This is a genomic window from Mesorhizobium sp. J8 (genome assembly GCF_016591715.1).
GTDB lineage: Bacteria > Pseudomonadota > Alphaproteobacteria > Rhizobiales > Rhizobiaceae > Mesorhizobium.
In genome coordinates this window covers 4,138,085-4,153,018 of record NZ_AP024109.1, presented here as the reverse complement: position 1 = coordinate 4,153,018, position 14,934 = coordinate 4,138,085, and the positions used below count along the sequence as shown (strand labels likewise).

The 14,934-nt window shown below is 65.2% G+C and carries 13 protein-coding genes; 8 read left to right on the top strand and 5 right to left on the bottom strand.

The genetic code is table 11. From position 1 onward, the window contains the following. Positions 1–153: 153 nt before the first annotated feature. Positions 154–3,762 carry a bifunctional proline dehydrogenase/L-glutamate gamma-semialdehyde dehydrogenase PutA gene (gene putA, locus MJ8_RS19970; RefSeq protein WP_201410489.1) on the top strand — a complete coding sequence of 1,203 codons (3,609 nt, stop codon included), beginning with the start codon at positions 154–156 and terminating at the stop codon, positions 3,760–3,762. A 109-nt stretch (positions 3,763–3,871) separates the two neighbouring features. Here the strand turns inward: putA and MJ8_RS19965 are convergent, their stop codons facing one another. From MJ8_RS19965 to MJ8_RS19950, 4 genes are all read right to left on the bottom strand, one after another. Further along, positions 3,872–4,186, bottom strand: a complete 315-nt coding sequence (locus tag MJ8_RS19965; RefSeq protein WP_042644923.1) for an antibiotic biosynthesis monooxygenase family protein — start codon at positions 4,184–4,186, stop codon at positions 3,872–3,874. Between the two features lie 50 nt (positions 4,187–4,236). Next, positions 4,237–5,214 (bottom strand): energy transducer TonB, encoded by a 978-nt coding sequence (locus tag MJ8_RS19960; RefSeq protein ID WP_225247970.1) that lies wholly within the window; start codon positions 5,212–5,214, stop codon positions 4,237–4,239. 97 nt (positions 5,215–5,311) lie between these two features. After that, complete coding sequence (locus tag MJ8_RS19955) at positions 5,312–5,752, bottom strand: hypothetical protein (RefSeq protein ID WP_201410488.1); 441 nt, start codon at positions 5,750–5,752, stop codon at positions 5,312–5,314. A 7-nt stretch (positions 5,753–5,759) separates the two neighbouring features. Beyond that, positions 5,760–7,979 (bottom strand): TonB-dependent hemoglobin/transferrin/lactoferrin family receptor, encoded by a 2,220-nt coding sequence (locus tag MJ8_RS19950; protein WP_201410487.1) that lies wholly within the window; start codon positions 7,977–7,979, stop codon positions 5,760–5,762. 200 nt (positions 7,980–8,179) lie between these two features. Here MJ8_RS19950 and hemP point away from each other — a divergent pair, with 200 nt between their 5' ends. The 5 genes from hemP to MJ8_RS19925 are packed head-to-tail and all read left to right on the top strand — an operon-like array spanning position 8,180 to position 12,305. Then, positions 8,180–8,386: a hemin uptake protein HemP gene (hemP, locus tag MJ8_RS19945; RefSeq protein ID WP_040981784.1), complete on the top strand. Its 207-nt coding sequence runs from the start codon at positions 8,180–8,182 to the stop codon at positions 8,384–8,386. 49 nt (positions 8,387–8,435) lie between these two features. After that, positions 8,436–9,497, top strand: a complete 1,062-nt coding sequence (locus MJ8_RS19940; protein WP_201410486.1) for a hemin-degrading factor — start codon at positions 8,436–8,438, stop codon at positions 9,495–9,497. 11 nt (positions 9,498–9,508) lie between these two features. After that, a complete protein-coding gene (locus MJ8_RS19935; RefSeq protein ID WP_201410485.1) occupies positions 9,509–10,402 on the top strand; it encodes a heme/hemin ABC transporter substrate-binding protein in 894 nt (297 codons plus the stop codon). Positions 10,403–10,408: 6 nt separating this feature from the next. Then, positions 10,409–11,509, top strand: coding sequence for a FecCD family ABC transporter permease (locus MJ8_RS19930; protein WP_201410484.1), 1,101 nt, complete (start codon positions 10,409–10,411; stop codon positions 11,507–11,509). Between the two features lie 7 nt (positions 11,510–11,516). Then, on the top strand, positions 11,517–12,305 hold the full coding sequence (locus MJ8_RS19925; RefSeq protein ID WP_201410483.1) for a heme ABC transporter ATP-binding protein: 789 nt from the start codon (positions 11,517–11,519) through the stop codon (positions 12,303–12,305). Here the strand turns inward: MJ8_RS19925 and rirA are convergent. After that, complete coding sequence (gene rirA / locus MJ8_RS19920) at positions 12,302–12,763, bottom strand: iron-responsive transcriptional regulator RirA (protein WP_041004061.1); 462 nt, start codon at positions 12,761–12,763, stop codon at positions 12,302–12,304. The two genes, MJ8_RS19925 and rirA, sit on opposite strands and share 4 nt — an antisense overlap. A 210-nt stretch (positions 12,764–12,973) precedes the next feature. Between rirA and MJ8_RS19915 the strand changes: the two genes are divergently transcribed. Both MJ8_RS19915 and MJ8_RS19910 read left to right on the top strand, forming a co-directional pair. Further along, the gene (locus MJ8_RS19915) at positions 12,974–14,269 is read left to right on the top strand and encodes a DUF445 domain-containing protein (RefSeq protein ID WP_201410482.1); all 1,296 of its coding nucleotides are present in this window, start codon (positions 12,974–12,976) and stop codon (positions 14,267–14,269) included. 65 nt (positions 14,270–14,334) lie between these two features. Further along, the gene (locus tag MJ8_RS19910) at positions 14,335–14,763 is read left to right on the top strand and encodes a phasin family protein (protein ID WP_201410481.1); all 429 of its coding nucleotides are present in this window, start codon (positions 14,335–14,337) and stop codon (positions 14,761–14,763) included. Positions 14,764–14,934 lie beyond the last annotated feature (171 nt).

The following is a 14,934-nucleotide window of genomic DNA, read 5'->3' as shown; positions in this document are numbered from 1 at the left end:
TCAAAAAGATGGAAACAGCACCTATATGATAGATCGAACGGACTGCCTTGTCGATTTCTTTGGACCGACTGGAAGCAGCAGCTGTGGTAGCTTGCGCCATCCGGTCCGGCGACCGCCAGACCGTTCGTTCACGCTCGCTTTCATGGATCCGACATGCCGCTCGACGCCATCCGCCAGCAGATCCGCGCCAATTATTTGCTCGACGAAGACGAGGCGGTGAAGCGCCTGTCGGCGGCGGCGGGGCTTTCGGCGGAGGAGCGCAAGGCGATCTCGGCTCGCGCCGCCGATCTGGTGCGCGCGGTGCGCGGCTCGACCGATCCCAGGCTGATGGAGGTCTTCCTCTCGGCCTATGGCCTGTCGACCAAGGAGGGCGTGGCGCTGATGTGCCTGGCCGAGGCGCTGCTGCGCGTGCCCGACACCGAGACGATGGACGATCTGATCGCCGATAAGATCGCGCCGCATGACTGGTCGGCGCATTCGGGCGGCTCGAGCTCGATCTTCGTCAACGCCTCGACCTGGGCGCTGATGCTGACCGGCCGCGTGCTCGACGAAGGCGAGGGTGGCATCGAAGGAACGCTGCGCGCCATGGTGAGGAGGCTCGGCGAGCCGGTCATCCGCAAGGCGGTGGCCGCGGCGATGCGCGAGATGGGCGAGCAGTTCGTGCTCGGCCGCACGATCGCCGAGGCGGTCAAACGCGGCCGGCCGATGACGCAGAAAGGCTATCTCTATTCCTTCGACATGCTGGGCGAGGCGGCACGCACCGAAGCCGACGCGCTGCGCTACCACCGCGCCTATGCGGATGCGATCTCGTCGCTCGATGCCGGGTCGAACGGCCCCGACATCCGCTACAATCACGGCATTTCGGTCAAGCTCTCGGCGCTGCATCCTCGCTACGAGGTCGCGCAGCGCGAGACCATGCTGCCGGTGATGGCCGAGCGGCTTTTGTCGCTGGCGCTTGCCGCCCGGCACTCGCGCATGGGCCTCAACATCGACGCCGAGGAGGCGGACCGCCTCGACCTGTCGCTCGATGTCATCGAACGCGTGCTGGCCGAGCCGGAACTTGCTGGCTGGGACGGTTTCGGCGTCGTCGTTCAGGCCTATGGTCCGCGCGCGGCTTTCGCCATCGACTGGCTTTATGCGCTCGCAAAAAAGTACGACCGCCGGATCATGGTGCGGCTGGTGAAGGGCGCCTATTGGGACACCGAGATCAAGCGGGCGCAGACGCTTGGGCTCTCCGGCTATCCGGTCTTCACCCGCAAGGCCAACACCGACGTTTCCTATCTGGCCTGCGCGATGAAGCTTTTGTCGATGACCGACCGCATCTATCCGCAGTTTGCCACGCACAATGCGCACACCGTGGCGGCGATCCTGTCGATGGCGAAAGACCGAGACAGCTTCGAGTTCCAGCGCCTGCACGGGATGGGCGAGGCGCTGCATGAGACGGTGCGCAAAGCCGAAGGCACGCGCTGCCGCATCTATGCGCCGGTCGGCGCGCATTCGGACCTGCTTGCTTATCTGGTGCGGCGTTTGCTGGAGAACGGCGCCAACTCTTCCTTCGTCCATCAGTTGACCGACGAGGAGGTCGAGCCGGAGGAGATCGCGCGCGATCCGCTCGCGGTTGTCGAAACGCAGGGTCCTGCCGCCAATCCGGCGATTGCTCGGCCCGCCGCGATCTTTGGCGCCGGGCGCCGCAACTCCAAGGGCTTCGATATCACCGATCCGGTGACGCTCGCGGCGATCGACAAGGCGAGGGCGGAATTCACCGGGCCGGACCGCTGGCATGCCAAGCCGGTCACGCGTGCCGCCGGCTACGGCAAGCAGCGCCAGATCGTCAATCCGGCCAAGCCCGACGAAGTCGTCGGCACGGTGCATGAGGCGGCGGCCAAGCAGGTGGCGACCGCGGTGCGCATCGCCGTCGACGCGCAGCCCGCCTGGGCGAAGCGCCCGGTTGCCGAGCGCGCCGCGATCCTCAACCGCGCCGCCGACCTCTACGAGGCCAATGCCGCCGAGTTCTTCGCTCTCGCCACCCGCGAGGCCGGCAAGTCGTTGGCCGACGGCGTCGCCGAAGTGCGCGAAGCGGTCGACTTCCTGCGCTATTACGCGGCCGAAGCGGCCAACGCCGAGGCCGGCACCGAAGCGCGCGGCGCGATCGTCTGCATCTCGCCGTGGAATTTCCCGCTGGCGATCTTCACCGGCCAGATCGCGGCGGCTTTGGTCACCGGCAATTCGGTGATCGCCAAGCCCGCCGAGCAAACGCCGTTGATCGCCTTCCGCGCCGTCGAGATGCTGCGCGAGGCCGGCGTGCCGGAAGACGTCATCCAGCTTCTGCCGGGCGACGGCCCATCCGTCGGCGCGCCGCTCACCGCCGACCCGCGCATCGCAGGTGTGTGCTTCACCGGTTCGACCGAGGTTGCCAAGCTGATCGAGAAGCAACTGGCCGAGACCGCGGCGCCCGATGCGATGCTGATCGCCGAGACCGGCGGCTTGAACGCGATGATCGTCGATTCCACCGCGCTGCCGGAACAGGCGGTGCGCGACATCCTCGCTTCCGCCTTCCAGAGCGCCGGCCAGCGCTGCTCGGCCCTGCGCGTGCTCTATGTCCAGAAGGATGTCGAGAAGAAGATGCTGGAGATGCTGAAGGGCGCGATGGAAGCGCTCAACGTCGGCAATCCCTGGGCTATTTCGACCGACGTCGGCCCGGTCATCGACGACGAGGCGCAAACTTCGATCAGCGATTATTGCAAGAAGAAGGGGCTGGAAGGCCGGCTGATCGCCAAGCTCGAAGCGCCGGCCACCGGCCGCTTCGTCGCCCCGCATGTGTTCCGCGTCAAGGGCATCGAGGAGATGGAGCGCGAGGTGTTCGGTCCGGTGCTGCATGTCGCGACCTTCGACGCCGACGAAATCGACCAGGTCATCGCCGCCATCAACCGCAAGGGCTACGGCCTGACCTTCGGACTGCACACCCGCATCGAGGGCCGCGTGCAGCATTTCGTCGACGGCATCCATGCCGGTAACATCTATGTCAACCGCAACCAGATCGGCGCCGTCGTCGGTTCGCAGCCTTTCGGCGGCGAAGGGCTGTCTGGCACCGGCCCGAAGGCCGGCGGACCGCATTATCTGCGCCGCTTCCGCAAGGGGCCGGAGGCCGGCACCGAGGTTGGCGAGGGCCACAAGGTGACCGCGACCGAGCTCGCCGACAATCTGCCGGATCCGGCGCTCGGCGGCTGGTCGACGCGGCCGGACCGCGTGGCGATCCTGAGGAAGCATCTGCGCGGCAAGGGCGCGGCGGCGATCGCTGCCGCGGCTACCCTCGATTTCGGTCAGGTCGACCTGCCCGGACCGACCGGCGAAGCCAACACGCTGTCGCTCGCCCCGCGCGGCCGGGTGCTTTGCCTCGGCCCGGATGCCGAGACGCTGCTTGCCCAGACGATCCAGGCGCTCGCGGCCGGCAATGCGGTGCTGGCGGTGGCGCCCGGCGCGCCGGCGGCGCTGTCGGCGCTGACCGGCAAGGGCCTGCCGCTGGCGGCCATCGACGGCCGGCCCGACCCGGTTGAGGCGCGTTCGCTCCGTGTCGATGTCGTCGCCTTCTCCGGCACACCGGAGGCGGCGCGTATCGTGCGCAAGGTGATCGCCGAGCGCGCCGGGCCGATCGTGCCGCTGGTCAGCGAGGTGCTGAACCCCGCGGCTTACGCGCATGAGCGCGCGGTCTGCGTCGACACGACGGCCGCAGGTGGGAACGCCAGTCTGCTTGCGGCTGCATAACAGCCGGCAAGGCTGGGCGGTTCACCGTTTCACCGAAACGGCGAACCGCTCTAGCTCCTTGTTTTTGCGCAATTCCGGATCTAGAACGACCGTCGCGAGCCAGCGACGGTCACGCGCCTTCGACGACCGAGAACCCCTCGAACTGCGGATGGCCGAGATAATGAACCTTCGAGCCGCCGGCGTTGCGATGGGCGGCGCGGAAGTTTTCCGATTTCGTCCAGGCGACGAAATCCTCCTGGCTTGCCCAGACCGTGTGCGAGGCAAACAGTGTGTAGCCCTCGGTCTCGTTGACGGGCCCGCGCAGCAGATGGAATTCCCTGAAACCCTTCATTTCGGAGAGGCTGGAATCGCGGTTTTTCCAGACATCCTCGAAGGCTTCTTCCGAGCCGTTCTGGACCTTGAAGCGGTTCATGGCGATGTACATGGGATTCCTTTCATGATGAGCCGGGATTGATGGTCTGAAGGCGAAGGCTCTCAAAACGGGCCGATCGCGCCGGTGAATTCCAGGCGGTTTCCGACCTTCGCCGGAATGGGAGGGAAGGGCGCCGCCTTGCGCACGAAGCCAAGGACGATCTGATCGAAAGTGTCCGAACCTGAGCTTTCGACGACACGCAGCTCGTCGATGGTGCCCTGCCTGCCGATGACGAAGGTGACGACGGTGTTGGTGCGCGCCGCCGCCTGCAGCGAGGGCGGCACGGCCCGATAGACGCGGCCAAGCTTGCGGATCACGTTGCTGCGGTAATTGTCTTCCGCCTTGGTGCCGGCTTCGTTCTGTCTCTTGCCTTCACTGAGCGCCGGCTCTGACCGGGTCTGACCATCGGCAGAGCCGCTCTTTTCAGCCGTTAGCGGGTTGGCGGCCGCCGGCCTTGCGGCGGGGACCGGCGGCTGCGCCGGCGGATGACTGGCGCTTTGCTGCTGTCGGGTGAGGGCAGGTTCGAGCGGTTTCGCGTCCGGCGTCACGCTGTCGGAGTCGTTCCGGGGCGCTTCGGCAACAAGTATGTCCGGATCGACCGGCTGTTTCTGAGGCTCGGCTCGTGTTTTCGCGGCTTCGACCGGCGGCGTCTTTTCAGCCGGCGGGGCCGTTTCGGCTGGCGGCACAGGTTTCGCCGGTGGCCGGGGAGGCGGCACCAAGGCGATGTTGATCGCCTGTCGCTCAGGATTGAGGGCGCTGCCGGCAACGTTGGCGCCGGATCGATCGCTGCCGTCCGTCTGCGTCGGATCCTGCAGATCCGACTTTGCCGACAGTGACACAAGCAAAGCTGCCGCTACCGCGCCGTGAACCAGGCATGAGGTGGCGATGGCGATCGTCCACTTGCCATGCTCGCCGCGCGGGCGTGGTCCGGCTAACGCCTCGCCGGGAGCGGCTGTCAAAACGCCGTCGGTGTCGGGAATGTCGCTGGTGTTCTGCATGGCGCGGGCCGGAAGCTGCCGCGACAGGCGGGAAATTGTCAAATCAAGATCGTTTGCCGCAAGCATCGCGACACTGATCCCCGGCAAGGGCCGGAAGACAGCGTTGCGCGCGAGTGCCGGCTCCATCCCCATGACCGGTTCAGACACCGAAGGCGATGGCGGTTCTGGTCGAGGTCTTCAGGCCGCGCATGCAGGCCGCCGGCTCGACGCCGCTGCCGGCGCATTCGGTCGCGCTGTTGATCAGCACGCGGCTGAGCTTGCCGCAGTCGGCGCCGGCAAGGTCGAAGCGCGCGACCTTGGTCTTGCCGGCCGGCAGGTCCTTGAAATCGAGTACGGTGAGGCGGTCGACACCGCCGGCCTCATTGAACAACGCGATCTCGAACGCGGCCCTGGACAGGTCGGCGCCGAGCGCGTTGTTGACGACGAAGGTGAGCCGGCAGCCCTTTTCAGACGGCTGCGCGGCGTTGAGCTCGAGACTGAGTGCCGGAGCCGGCGCGGACTGGGCCCACGCCGACGCCATCGCAAGCGACATCGCGAACGTCGAGGTCAGCAGACGAAGGGATGCCGTCAAGCGCCTCATGGCTGTCTCAGCCTCCGAAGCGCATGGTTGCCGCCAGCTTCAGCGTTACGCCGGGCTCGTAGACGACGGCCGTCGTGCTTCCGTTGAGCGGGTTGGTGTATTTGACGTCGAACAGATTGTCGGCGCGGAAGTCAAGCTTGAGATTGTCTGTCGCCTGGTAGCTGGCGAAGGCGTTGACCAGTGTGAAGTCCTTGGCCACCGGATTGCCCTTCGGCTTGCCGTTATACTGCACCTCGCCGCCGACGGTCAGCTTGTCCTCGAGGAAGCGCAAGCCGAGCTGCGCCGTCACCTGCGAGGAGGGGATAGTGGCGAGGTCCGCGCGCTCGCCTTCATACGAGATGGTGTGGCCGTTGACGATCGAGGCCGATAGCCCGGCATAGCCCCAGCCGGCGTCGTAGACGCTTTCCAGCTCGAAGCCGTTGATCTTGGCCTTGGCGAAGTTCTGGTACTGGAAGCAGATCGGAATGCCGGGGCCGAACGGGCAGCCGCTGGTCGGGTCGAAGGGCGAGAGCGTCACGCCGTCGATATAGTCGTCGACATTGTTGTGGAAGTAGGCGGCCTTGAGCCGCAACGCGTCGCCGCCCTCGATGATGTCGTTCTGCTTGTAGTTGACGCCGAATTCGACGGTCTTGCCGGTTTCGGGCTTCAGGTTCGGGTTGGGCAGGAAGGGGAAGCTGACGCCGGCCGGATGATTGCCGCTGATCAGCGTCTCGGTCAGCGAGGGCGAGCGATAGCCCTCGGCATACGTGCCGTAGAACTGCAGGCCGGCCAAGCCGGCGCTTTCGAAGGGCGAGACGCCGACCGTGATGCGCGGCGAGACCCTGTCGCCGGAGGTCTCGTTCGTGTCGTCCTTCAGGCTGTAGTTGTCGTAGCGCAGGCCGCCAATGACTTCGAGCCACTCCCAGGTCAGCTTGTCCTGGATGTAGGCGCCCGAGACGTTGCGCTTGCCGCCAGGCGTGTAGAAGCTGTCGCCGCCGGCGCTGCCGCCGGTATCGACATCGTCGCCGACCCAGTCGCCGCCATAGGTCAGTTCGTGGGCGACGCCCGCCGTCTCGAAGCGCGACGTGTTCCAGATGTCGATGCCGGTCGTACCGACATCGAAGGTCGATAGCGAACCGGCCGGCAGCACCACGGGCAGGCCAGTGGTCGGATCGAAGCGGTTCTGCACGGTAAGCGTCGTCAGGTCTAGGTTTGTCTTGTTGTAGGAAGCGTTGATGTGGAGGTCGAGCCAGCTCTTGGCGTCGTCGGTAATGTTGTAGCGGGCCGTGAAGGTGTTCGACTTCAAGTCGACATCGTTGGCCGGCACGCCGCCGCTGGTCTCTGTCCAGCCGTCCTTGGAGCCGACCCAGCCGAGCTTCAATTCGCTGTTCTCGGTCGGGCGGATGGTGGTCTTGAGCAGACCGCTCAGCACGTCGAAACCGGTGCCGGCAACGGTGTCGCCGCCGCCGTTCTTGTAGTCGCCATAGTCGCGATAGACGATGTTGCCGAGGACATCCCAACTGTCGTTGATCTTGTAGGCGCCGGTGGCGCTGGTGGTCCAGCCCTTGCCGTTGCTCTCATAGCGTCCGGTCAGCGAGCCGGCCCATGTCTCATCCGGCTTGAGGAAATCCGCGGCGTCCTTGGTGTCGAAGAAGACGACGCCGCCGATGGCGCCGGAACCGTAGGTGTTGGCGGTCGGGCCGCGGATGACGTCGACCGACTTTATCAGCTCGGGATCGACATAGAAGGTCGACTGCGTGCCGTGGTCCGAGCGCTGGAAATCCTGCCTGGCGCCGTCGACGATCACGGCGACGCGGCCGAAATCCTGCAGGCCGCGGATATTGATGCTCGACGAGACGCGCCGCGCGTCGGCCTGGACGGTGACGCCTGGCACGCCGAGCAGCATCTCATTCGGCGTCGTCGCCATGCGGCGGTCGAGCTGTTCCTGGTCGACATGGCTGGCGGAAGCCAGCGACTGGATCGCCGTCTCGCCGGTGCGGCTGATGACGAGGATCTTGTCGAGCAGGGTTCCTTCCGCCGCGGCCTTCTCGTCAGCCTTCTTTTTCTGGTCGGCCTGCTGCTGGTCGGCCGCCGGCTGCGCTGCCTGTTGAGCTTTTGCCGCCGACACGCTGATCGCGAGCGCGGCCGCTCCGGCCATCAATGCGGCGATTGCCTTTGCAATCGATCGGAAGCCCGGTCCCGCGCTATCGCCCGCCAGGCCCGTCCGTCCCCAAGTCGCCAACCCCATGCCCCAACTCCAGATTTTCAGGCTCGTAGCTGGCTGGCCAATGGCTCGCTCGCATTTTTGATCACGTCCGGCGTCTTAAATGTTGACTCATTTAGTCCGGTAATGCACTGACTAGTAAACATGATTATTCGAGTCAAGAATTTAATCGGCATTTTATCAGGCTGCGGCCGAGGTGGCCGTCAGAGGAAAGGACCGACCCGATGAACACGCACAATCCCAACGATTTCCGCTATCGCGTCCGCCGCCCGGAAGACACGCAGATGCGTTACGAACGTGTGCCGTTGGCGGTGAGGACGCTCTCCAGCAACACGCTGTTCCAGGGCGAGCACGAGATCGGCATCGAGCACCATGGCGCGCTCTACCGCCTGAAGATCACCCGCCAGGGCAAGCTGATCCTCAACAAGTGACCGCAATCGGCGGGCGATAGACGAACATCAGGCAATACAGGTGAACGACATGGACCAGCGCGTTAAGCCGTCGCCGGAGGAAATCCGGCGGGCGAGGCAGGACAATCCCAAGATGCGGGAGCGCGATCTTTCGGCGCAATTGGGCATTTCGGAAGCGGAACTGGTCGCCGCGCATTGCGGCATCAGCGCCGTTCGCGTCGAGCCTCGCGTCAACGATCTTTTGATCGGTCTCGAGGCGGTCGGCGAGGTGATGGCGCTCACGCGCAACGAAAGCGCCGTGCACGAAAAGATCGGCGTCTACGACAAGGTCGTCACCGGCAACCACAACGCCATGGTGCTTGGCGAAAACATCGACCTGCGCATTTTCCCGAAAGTCTGGGCGTATGGCTTTGCCGTCGAGAAGCGCGACGGCAACGAAATCCGCCGCAGCCTGCAGTTCTTCGACGCGGCGGGCGAGGCGGTGCACAAGGTGCATCTGAAGCCCGCATCCAACCTCTATGCCTACCAGAAACTGGTCGCGAGCCTCGAATCGTCGAACCAGGAACCGACCGTCGCGATCCTTCCAAGCGCCGAGGAAGGAGAGGGCGAGGGGCAGGGTTCGGTCGCCTCGATCGACGATCTGCGCGACCGCTGGAGCCGGCTGACCGACGTGCATCAGTTCTTCGGCATGCTGAAGACGTTGAAGCTCAGCCGCCGCGAGGCGGTGCGCATGGTGGGCCAGGACTATGCCTGGCTGCTCGACAATAACGCGGTGAGCGCCCTATTCCATCACGCGGCGGCAGGCGAGATGCCGATCATGTGCTTCGTGGGCAATCGCGGCTGCATCCAGATCCATTCCGGCCCGATCAGATCGGTCAAGCCGATGGGTCCGTGGATCAACGTGCTCGACGAGACTTTCCATCTGCATCTGAGGACCGACCACATCCACGAGGTCTGGGCGGTGCGCAAGCCGACCAAGGACGGCCATGTCACCTCGCTGGAGGCCTACGACGCCAATGGCGGCATGATCATCCAGTTCTTCGGCAAGCGCCATGAAGGCGAAGGCGAGCGCGAGGACTGGCGTTTTCTCGCCGAGAATCTGCCCCGCATTCCCAGCCCGACCGCTGCATAAGGTAGCATCCAATGCGTTTTGTTCTCAGTTTCCGGGCGGCGCTTGCGCCGGTGCTCGGCGTTCTGCTTGCCGTCGCCATGCAGCCGGCCAAGGCGGAAGAAGGCACGACCATCTTTTCGGACACTTCGCGGATCGCCTCGATCGGCGGCTCGATCACCGAGATCGTCTACGCGCTCGGCGAGGAGGGTCGTCTGGTGGCGCGCGATTCGACCAGCACCTATCCAGAGGCGGCGGCGAAGCTGCCGGATGTCGGCTACATGCGGGCGCTGTCGCCGGAGGGGGTGCTGTCGGTCAATCCGAGCGGAATCCTGGCGCTGCATGGCAGCGGCCCGAAGGAAGCGGTCGACGTGCTGAAGAAGTCGAGCGTTCCCTTCATCGAGGTGCCCGACCGCTACGATCATGAAGGCATCCTCGAAAAGATCCGCGTCGTCGGCAAGGCGCTGGGGGTCGAGGCCAAGGCGGAGAAGCTGGCGGCCGAGACGGATGCGAAGCTCACGGCGGCGGAAAAGCAGACGGCCGCGATCAAGGAGCGCAAGCGCGTGCTGTTCGTGCTGTCGACGCAAGGCGGCAAGATTCTTGCCGCGGGCGGCGACACCGCGGCCGACGGCATCATCAAGCTTGCCGGCGCGGTCAACGCGGTCGAGGGCTTTTCCGGCTACAAGGGGATGACGGACGAGGCGATCGTCAGCGCCAGGCCGGATGTCATCCTGACCATGAAGGGTGCCGGTCCGCCGATCTCGGAGGATGAGTTGTTCGCCAATCCTGCCGTCGCTTCGACGCCGGCGGGCACGAACCGCAAGATGATCAGCATGCAGGGCGGCTACCTGCTCGGCTTCGGGCCGAGGACGGCGGGGGCCATCCACGATCTCGCGGTCGAGCTCTATGGCAACCAGGCCGCGGACTGAGCGGCGATGGCCGAACAGTCGATAGCAGGCGCGCCGAGCCGCGCGATGGCAGCCGATGGCGACCGTTCGGCGCGGGCAAGGTTCGTCATAGCGCTTTTGTGCCTGGCGCTGGCCCTTTCGGTATTCCTGTCGCTGACGTCGGGTGCTTCCGATGCGTCCGCCGTTCGTGTCATCCGCGACTGGTTTACCGGCGCCGTGCCGTCGGATGGCGCACTTGCGGCGCGCGATCGGCTGATCGTCTATGACATCCGCATGCCGCGCGTTCTGCTCGGCGTGCTGATCGGCGCCGCGCTCGCCATTTGCGGCGCGGTGATGCAGGGACTGTTCCGCAATCCGCTTGCCGATCCCGGCCTGATCGGGGTTTCCGCGGGATCGAGCCTCGGCGCGGTGGCGATCATCGTGCTCGGAACCACATGGCTGGCGCCCGCCACGCTTGCGCTGGGCACGCTCGCACTGCCACTCGCGGCATTCTTCGGCGGGCTCGCGGTGACGTTGCTGCTCTACGCCATCGCCACGCGCCAGGGACGGACGTCGGTCGCCACGATGCTGCTTGCCGGCATCGCCATCAGCGCCCTTGCCATGGCGCTGACGGGTGTCCTGATCTTCATGGCCGACGACCGGCAGCTGCGCGATCTGACGTTCTGGCAACTCGGCTCGCTGGCCGGCGCGACATGGCCGAAGATCGGCACCGTCGGGCCGGTGATCATCCTGGCGCTGGCCGCCATGCCGTTCCTGTCGCGCGGCCTCAATGCGCTGGCGCTGGGCGAGGCGACGGCCGGTCATCTCGGCATTCCGGTGCAGCGGCTGAAATATACGGCCATCGTCGGCGTGTCGGCGGCGGTCGGCGCATCGGTCGCGGTCAGCGGCGGCATCGGCTTCATCGGCATCGTCGTGCCGCATGTGCTGCGGCTGGCGATCGGGCCGGACAACCGCTATTTGCTGCCGGCTTCCGCTTTGCTCGGTGCATCGCTGCTTCTCATTGCCGACGCGGTCGCCCGCACCGTCGTTGCCCCCGCCGAACTGCCGATCGGCATCGTCACGGCGGTCGCCGGCGCGCCGTTCTTCCTGTGGATCCTGCTGCGCAAGCGCGGCGTCGTCGATTTGTGAGCCTGCCATGATCGAAGCGCGCGACATCTCGGTGGCGACCGGCGGCAAGCGCATCGTCTCGCATGTCAACTTTTTGGCGCGGCCCGGCGAGGTCTCGGCCATCGTCGGACCGAACGGGTCCGGCAAGACGACCTTGCTCAAGGCGCTGACCGGTGAGCTCGCCTATACCGGCGCCGTCACCCTCAACGGCCGCGACGTGTCCGCCATGAAGGCGGCCGAGGCAGCCACGTTGCGCGCGGTGCTGCCGCAAGCGACGGCGCTGTCCTTCCCATTCACCGTGCGCGAGATCGTCCGCCTCGGCCTGATCGGCGGGCGCTCCGGCGTGTTGCCCGGCGAGGATGCGCGGCTACCGGAACGGGCGCTGGCGCGCGTCGATCTCGACGGATTTGCCGGACGCTTCTACCAGGAGCTCTCCGGCGGCGAACAGCAGCGCGTGCAGCTTGCCCGCGTGCTCTGCCAGGTCTGGGCGCCGGTGCTCGAAGGGCGGCCGCGCTATCTCTTCCTCGACGAGCCGGTCTCCAGCCTCGACGTCAAGCACCAGCTCATCATCATGAACATCGCGCGCGATTTCGCCCGGCGCGGCGGCGGCGTGGTGGCGATCCTGCACGACCTCAACCTGACGGCCATGTATGCCGACCGGATTTTCGTGCTGCATGGCGGCCAACTGGCGGCCGCAGGGACGCCCAAGAATGTGCTGAACGACGCGCTGATCGAGAAGGTGTTCGACTGCAGGCTGAAGGTCGGCGCTCTGCCGACCGGCGGCGTGCCGTTCGTATTGCCGCAGTCCGCCGCCTAGGCCGCTGGCGCGCGCTGCTCCAGGAGGTCGATGCCGAGCAAGCTGCGCACATTCGGGCGCGCGGCGATCAAATCGGCGATCGTGTAGCGGGAAAGCACCGCGAAGAAGGCGTTGAGCGCCTCGCGCAGCGCCGAATTCAGGGCGCAGCTGTCGACCAGTGGGCATTCGGCGGCGTCGTTCTCGAAGCATTCGGCCATGGCGAAGCTCTCTTCGGTGACGCGCACGACATCGAACAGGCTGATCTGCTCGGCTGGGCGCCCAAGTCTGACACCGCCATTCCTGCCGCGCACGGTCTCGACCAGGCCGGCCTCGACAAGCGGCTGCAGGATCTTGAACAGGAACAGTTCGGACACCGAATAGGCGGCGGCGATCTCCGGGATGCGGCTCAGCCTGTCGGTATTGGCGGCGCAATACATCAGGATGCGCATCGCATAATTGGTCTGGCGCGTGAGCCGCATGGTATCCTCATGGAAATATTAGCTTGAGCCGAATATGGCCCATAGTTTGGAACAATTCCAGACTGGACCGGTACATAGCTGAATAATCGTGTCAACTTTTTGTGCGTGCCGGCGCATATGGCGGCCCGGCATGCCTGCCAAGTTTCGAGCAAGCGTTTTAGCAGCGCGGCCACTAGATAGAGGCGGATGCAAACAGGAAACGGCCTTTCGATGTCACAATCAGCTCCGGCCCTCGCGCCGGTTCGATTCGATGCCGACGCGCAAGCGAAGCTCACGGCATTGCGCAGGACCAAATTCGTTGCCGCGGCAACGCTCGCGCTCTGCATTCTCGTCTTCGCTCTGGCGAAATCCTTCCAGGGAACCTATCCGTGGCTCGGCTTCGTCGCTGCCTTCGCCGAGGCGGCGACGATCGGCGGCATCGCCGACTGGTATGCCGTGGTGGCGCTGTTCAGGCGGCCGCTGGGACTCCCGATCCCGCACACGGCCATCATTCCGGAGAACCAGCACCGCATCGCCGACAATCTCGGCCGCTTCATCGAGGCCAATTTCCTGGCGCCGGAGCCGGTGCGCGCAAAGCTTGCCGAGGTGGACTTCGCTGCTCTGGTCGCCGACTGGCTGGCCGATGCCGAGCGCGCCGCCGGCCTGTCGCGATTCGTAGCGCGGCTGGTGCCGCAGACCTTGACGGCGGTGGAGCAATCCGGCCTGCGCGACTTCGTCACCAGCCGCATGCTGGAGCAGATCGAGAAGGTGCCGTTGGCGCCTCTCGCGGCGGATCTTTTGTCGGCGCTGACCGACGACCGCCGCCACCAGAAGCTCTTCGACGAGTTCACCCGGGTGGTCGGGCGCTTCCTCAACGACGAGCAGGCGCTGGCGACGATGCGCGAAAAGATCCGCGAGGAATTGCCGTCGCTGTTCAACCTGTTTCGCGCCGATGCCTATCTCTTGAAGAAGATCGTCGCTTCGGCGGGTTCGCTGCTTGACGAGGTGCGGGCCGATCCCGATCACCCGATGCGCGCCGAGTTCGATCGGTTCGCGCTCGGCTTCATCGAACGGCTCAGGACCTCCAAGCAATATGCAAGGCGCGCCGAGAAGCTGAAGCGCGATTTTCTCGGCCGGCCGGAGGTGAGGGCACTAGCCGGCGACGCGTGGACGAGCCTGCGCCTGTTCATCGAACAGGACGCCAATGCCGAGAATTCGACGATCCGCGAGCATCTCGCCAACATGTTCGTCGAGGTCGGCACGCATCTGGCCGACGATGCGCAGATCAGGGCCGACATGAACCAAGGCTTTGTCGTCGCGCTGTCTTCGTTCGTGGAGAGCCAGAAGAGCGGCGTGTCGACATTCATCGCCGACCAGGTCAAGCGCTGGGACCTGGCGCAGCTGACGCGGCTGATCGAGACGAATATCGGCAAGGACCTGCAATATATCCGCTTCAACGGCATGATCATCGGCGGGCTGGCCGGGCTGGCGCTCTACACGGCCGAGCGGCTGTTTCTGGTCAATTGACGCTGGCCCAAGGAGCACTATTCTCCTTCGAGGGCGCCGCATCGCGGCCGCCAGGGAGGCACAGAATGGCAAAACAACCGGAATCCGACTCCTTCCTCGACATGTTCAGCAGATTCGGCCGCGACCTCAAGCTGCCGAATGTCGACGTCCAAGCCATCTTGGATCACCACCGCAAGAACCTCGAAGCCCTGGAAAAGTCGGCGAGGGCAAGCGCTGCCGGCGCATCCTCGGTGCTGGCGAGGCAGCATGAGATGGTGCAGAATGCCTTGCATGAGATCACGCGGATGGCGCAGAGCTACCAGACGCCCGGCAATCCGCAGGAGCTGATGAGCAAGCAGGCCGAATTTGCCCGCAAGTCGTTCGAGACGACGCTGAAGAATGCCAGCGAAGTGGCTGACCTTGTGCGCAAATCCAGCACCGAATCGGTCGAGATCCTGCGCGACCGGATCAGGGATGCGATGGCGGAAATCCGCGCCGGCTACGAAAAGAAATAGGCTGTCCGGCGTCTCGGCCCTTCATAGACCGACATGCGATGCAACCGGCGCAGCCGCTCGAGCGTTCTCGGCCTGCCCTAAAAGCATCAACTCTACCGGCGAAAATCGCGGGGCGGCGAATTGACAGCGATCGCCGCTCATGGTCGGGAGACAGCAAGAGTGACGGGAAAG

What these genes read in the sequence shown, in the direction of transcription:
- putA (WP_201410489.1), top strand. Translation starts at nt 154, where the DNA reads ATGCCGCTCGACGCCATCCGCCAGCAGATCCGCGCCAATTATTTGCTC.
- MJ8_RS19965 (WP_042644923.1), bottom strand. Translation starts at nt 4,186, where the DNA reads ATGTACATCGCCATGAACCGCTTCAAGGTCCAGAACGGCTCGGAAGAA.
- MJ8_RS19955 (WP_201410488.1), bottom strand. Translation starts at nt 5,752, where the DNA reads ATGAGGCGCTTGACGGCATCCCTTCGTCTGCTGACCTCGACGTTCGCG.
- MJ8_RS19950 (WP_201410487.1), bottom strand. Translation starts at nt 7,979, where the DNA reads ATGGGGTTGGCGACTTGGGGACGGACGGGCCTGGCGGGCGATAGCGCG.
- hemP (WP_040981784.1), top strand. Translation starts at nt 8,180, where the DNA reads ATGAACACGCACAATCCCAACGATTTCCGCTATCGCGTCCGCCGCCCG.
- MJ8_RS19940 (WP_201410486.1), top strand. Translation starts at nt 8,436, where the DNA reads ATGGACCAGCGCGTTAAGCCGTCGCCGGAGGAAATCCGGCGGGCGAGG.
- MJ8_RS19935 (WP_201410485.1), top strand. Translation starts at nt 9,509, where the DNA reads ATGCGTTTTGTTCTCAGTTTCCGGGCGGCGCTTGCGCCGGTGCTCGGC.
- MJ8_RS19930 (WP_201410484.1), top strand. Translation starts at nt 10,409, where the DNA reads ATGGCCGAACAGTCGATAGCAGGCGCGCCGAGCCGCGCGATGGCAGCC.
- MJ8_RS19925 (WP_201410483.1), top strand. Translation starts at nt 11,517, where the DNA reads ATGATCGAAGCGCGCGACATCTCGGTGGCGACCGGCGGCAAGCGCATC.
- rirA (WP_041004061.1), bottom strand. Translation starts at nt 12,763, where the DNA reads ATGCGGCTCACGCGCCAGACCAATTATGCGATGCGCATCCTGATGTAT.
- MJ8_RS19915 (WP_201410482.1), top strand. Translation starts at nt 12,974, where the DNA reads ATGTCACAATCAGCTCCGGCCCTCGCGCCGGTTCGATTCGATGCCGAC.
- MJ8_RS19910 (WP_201410481.1), top strand. Translation starts at nt 14,335, where the DNA reads ATGGCAAAACAACCGGAATCCGACTCCTTCCTCGACATGTTCAGCAGA.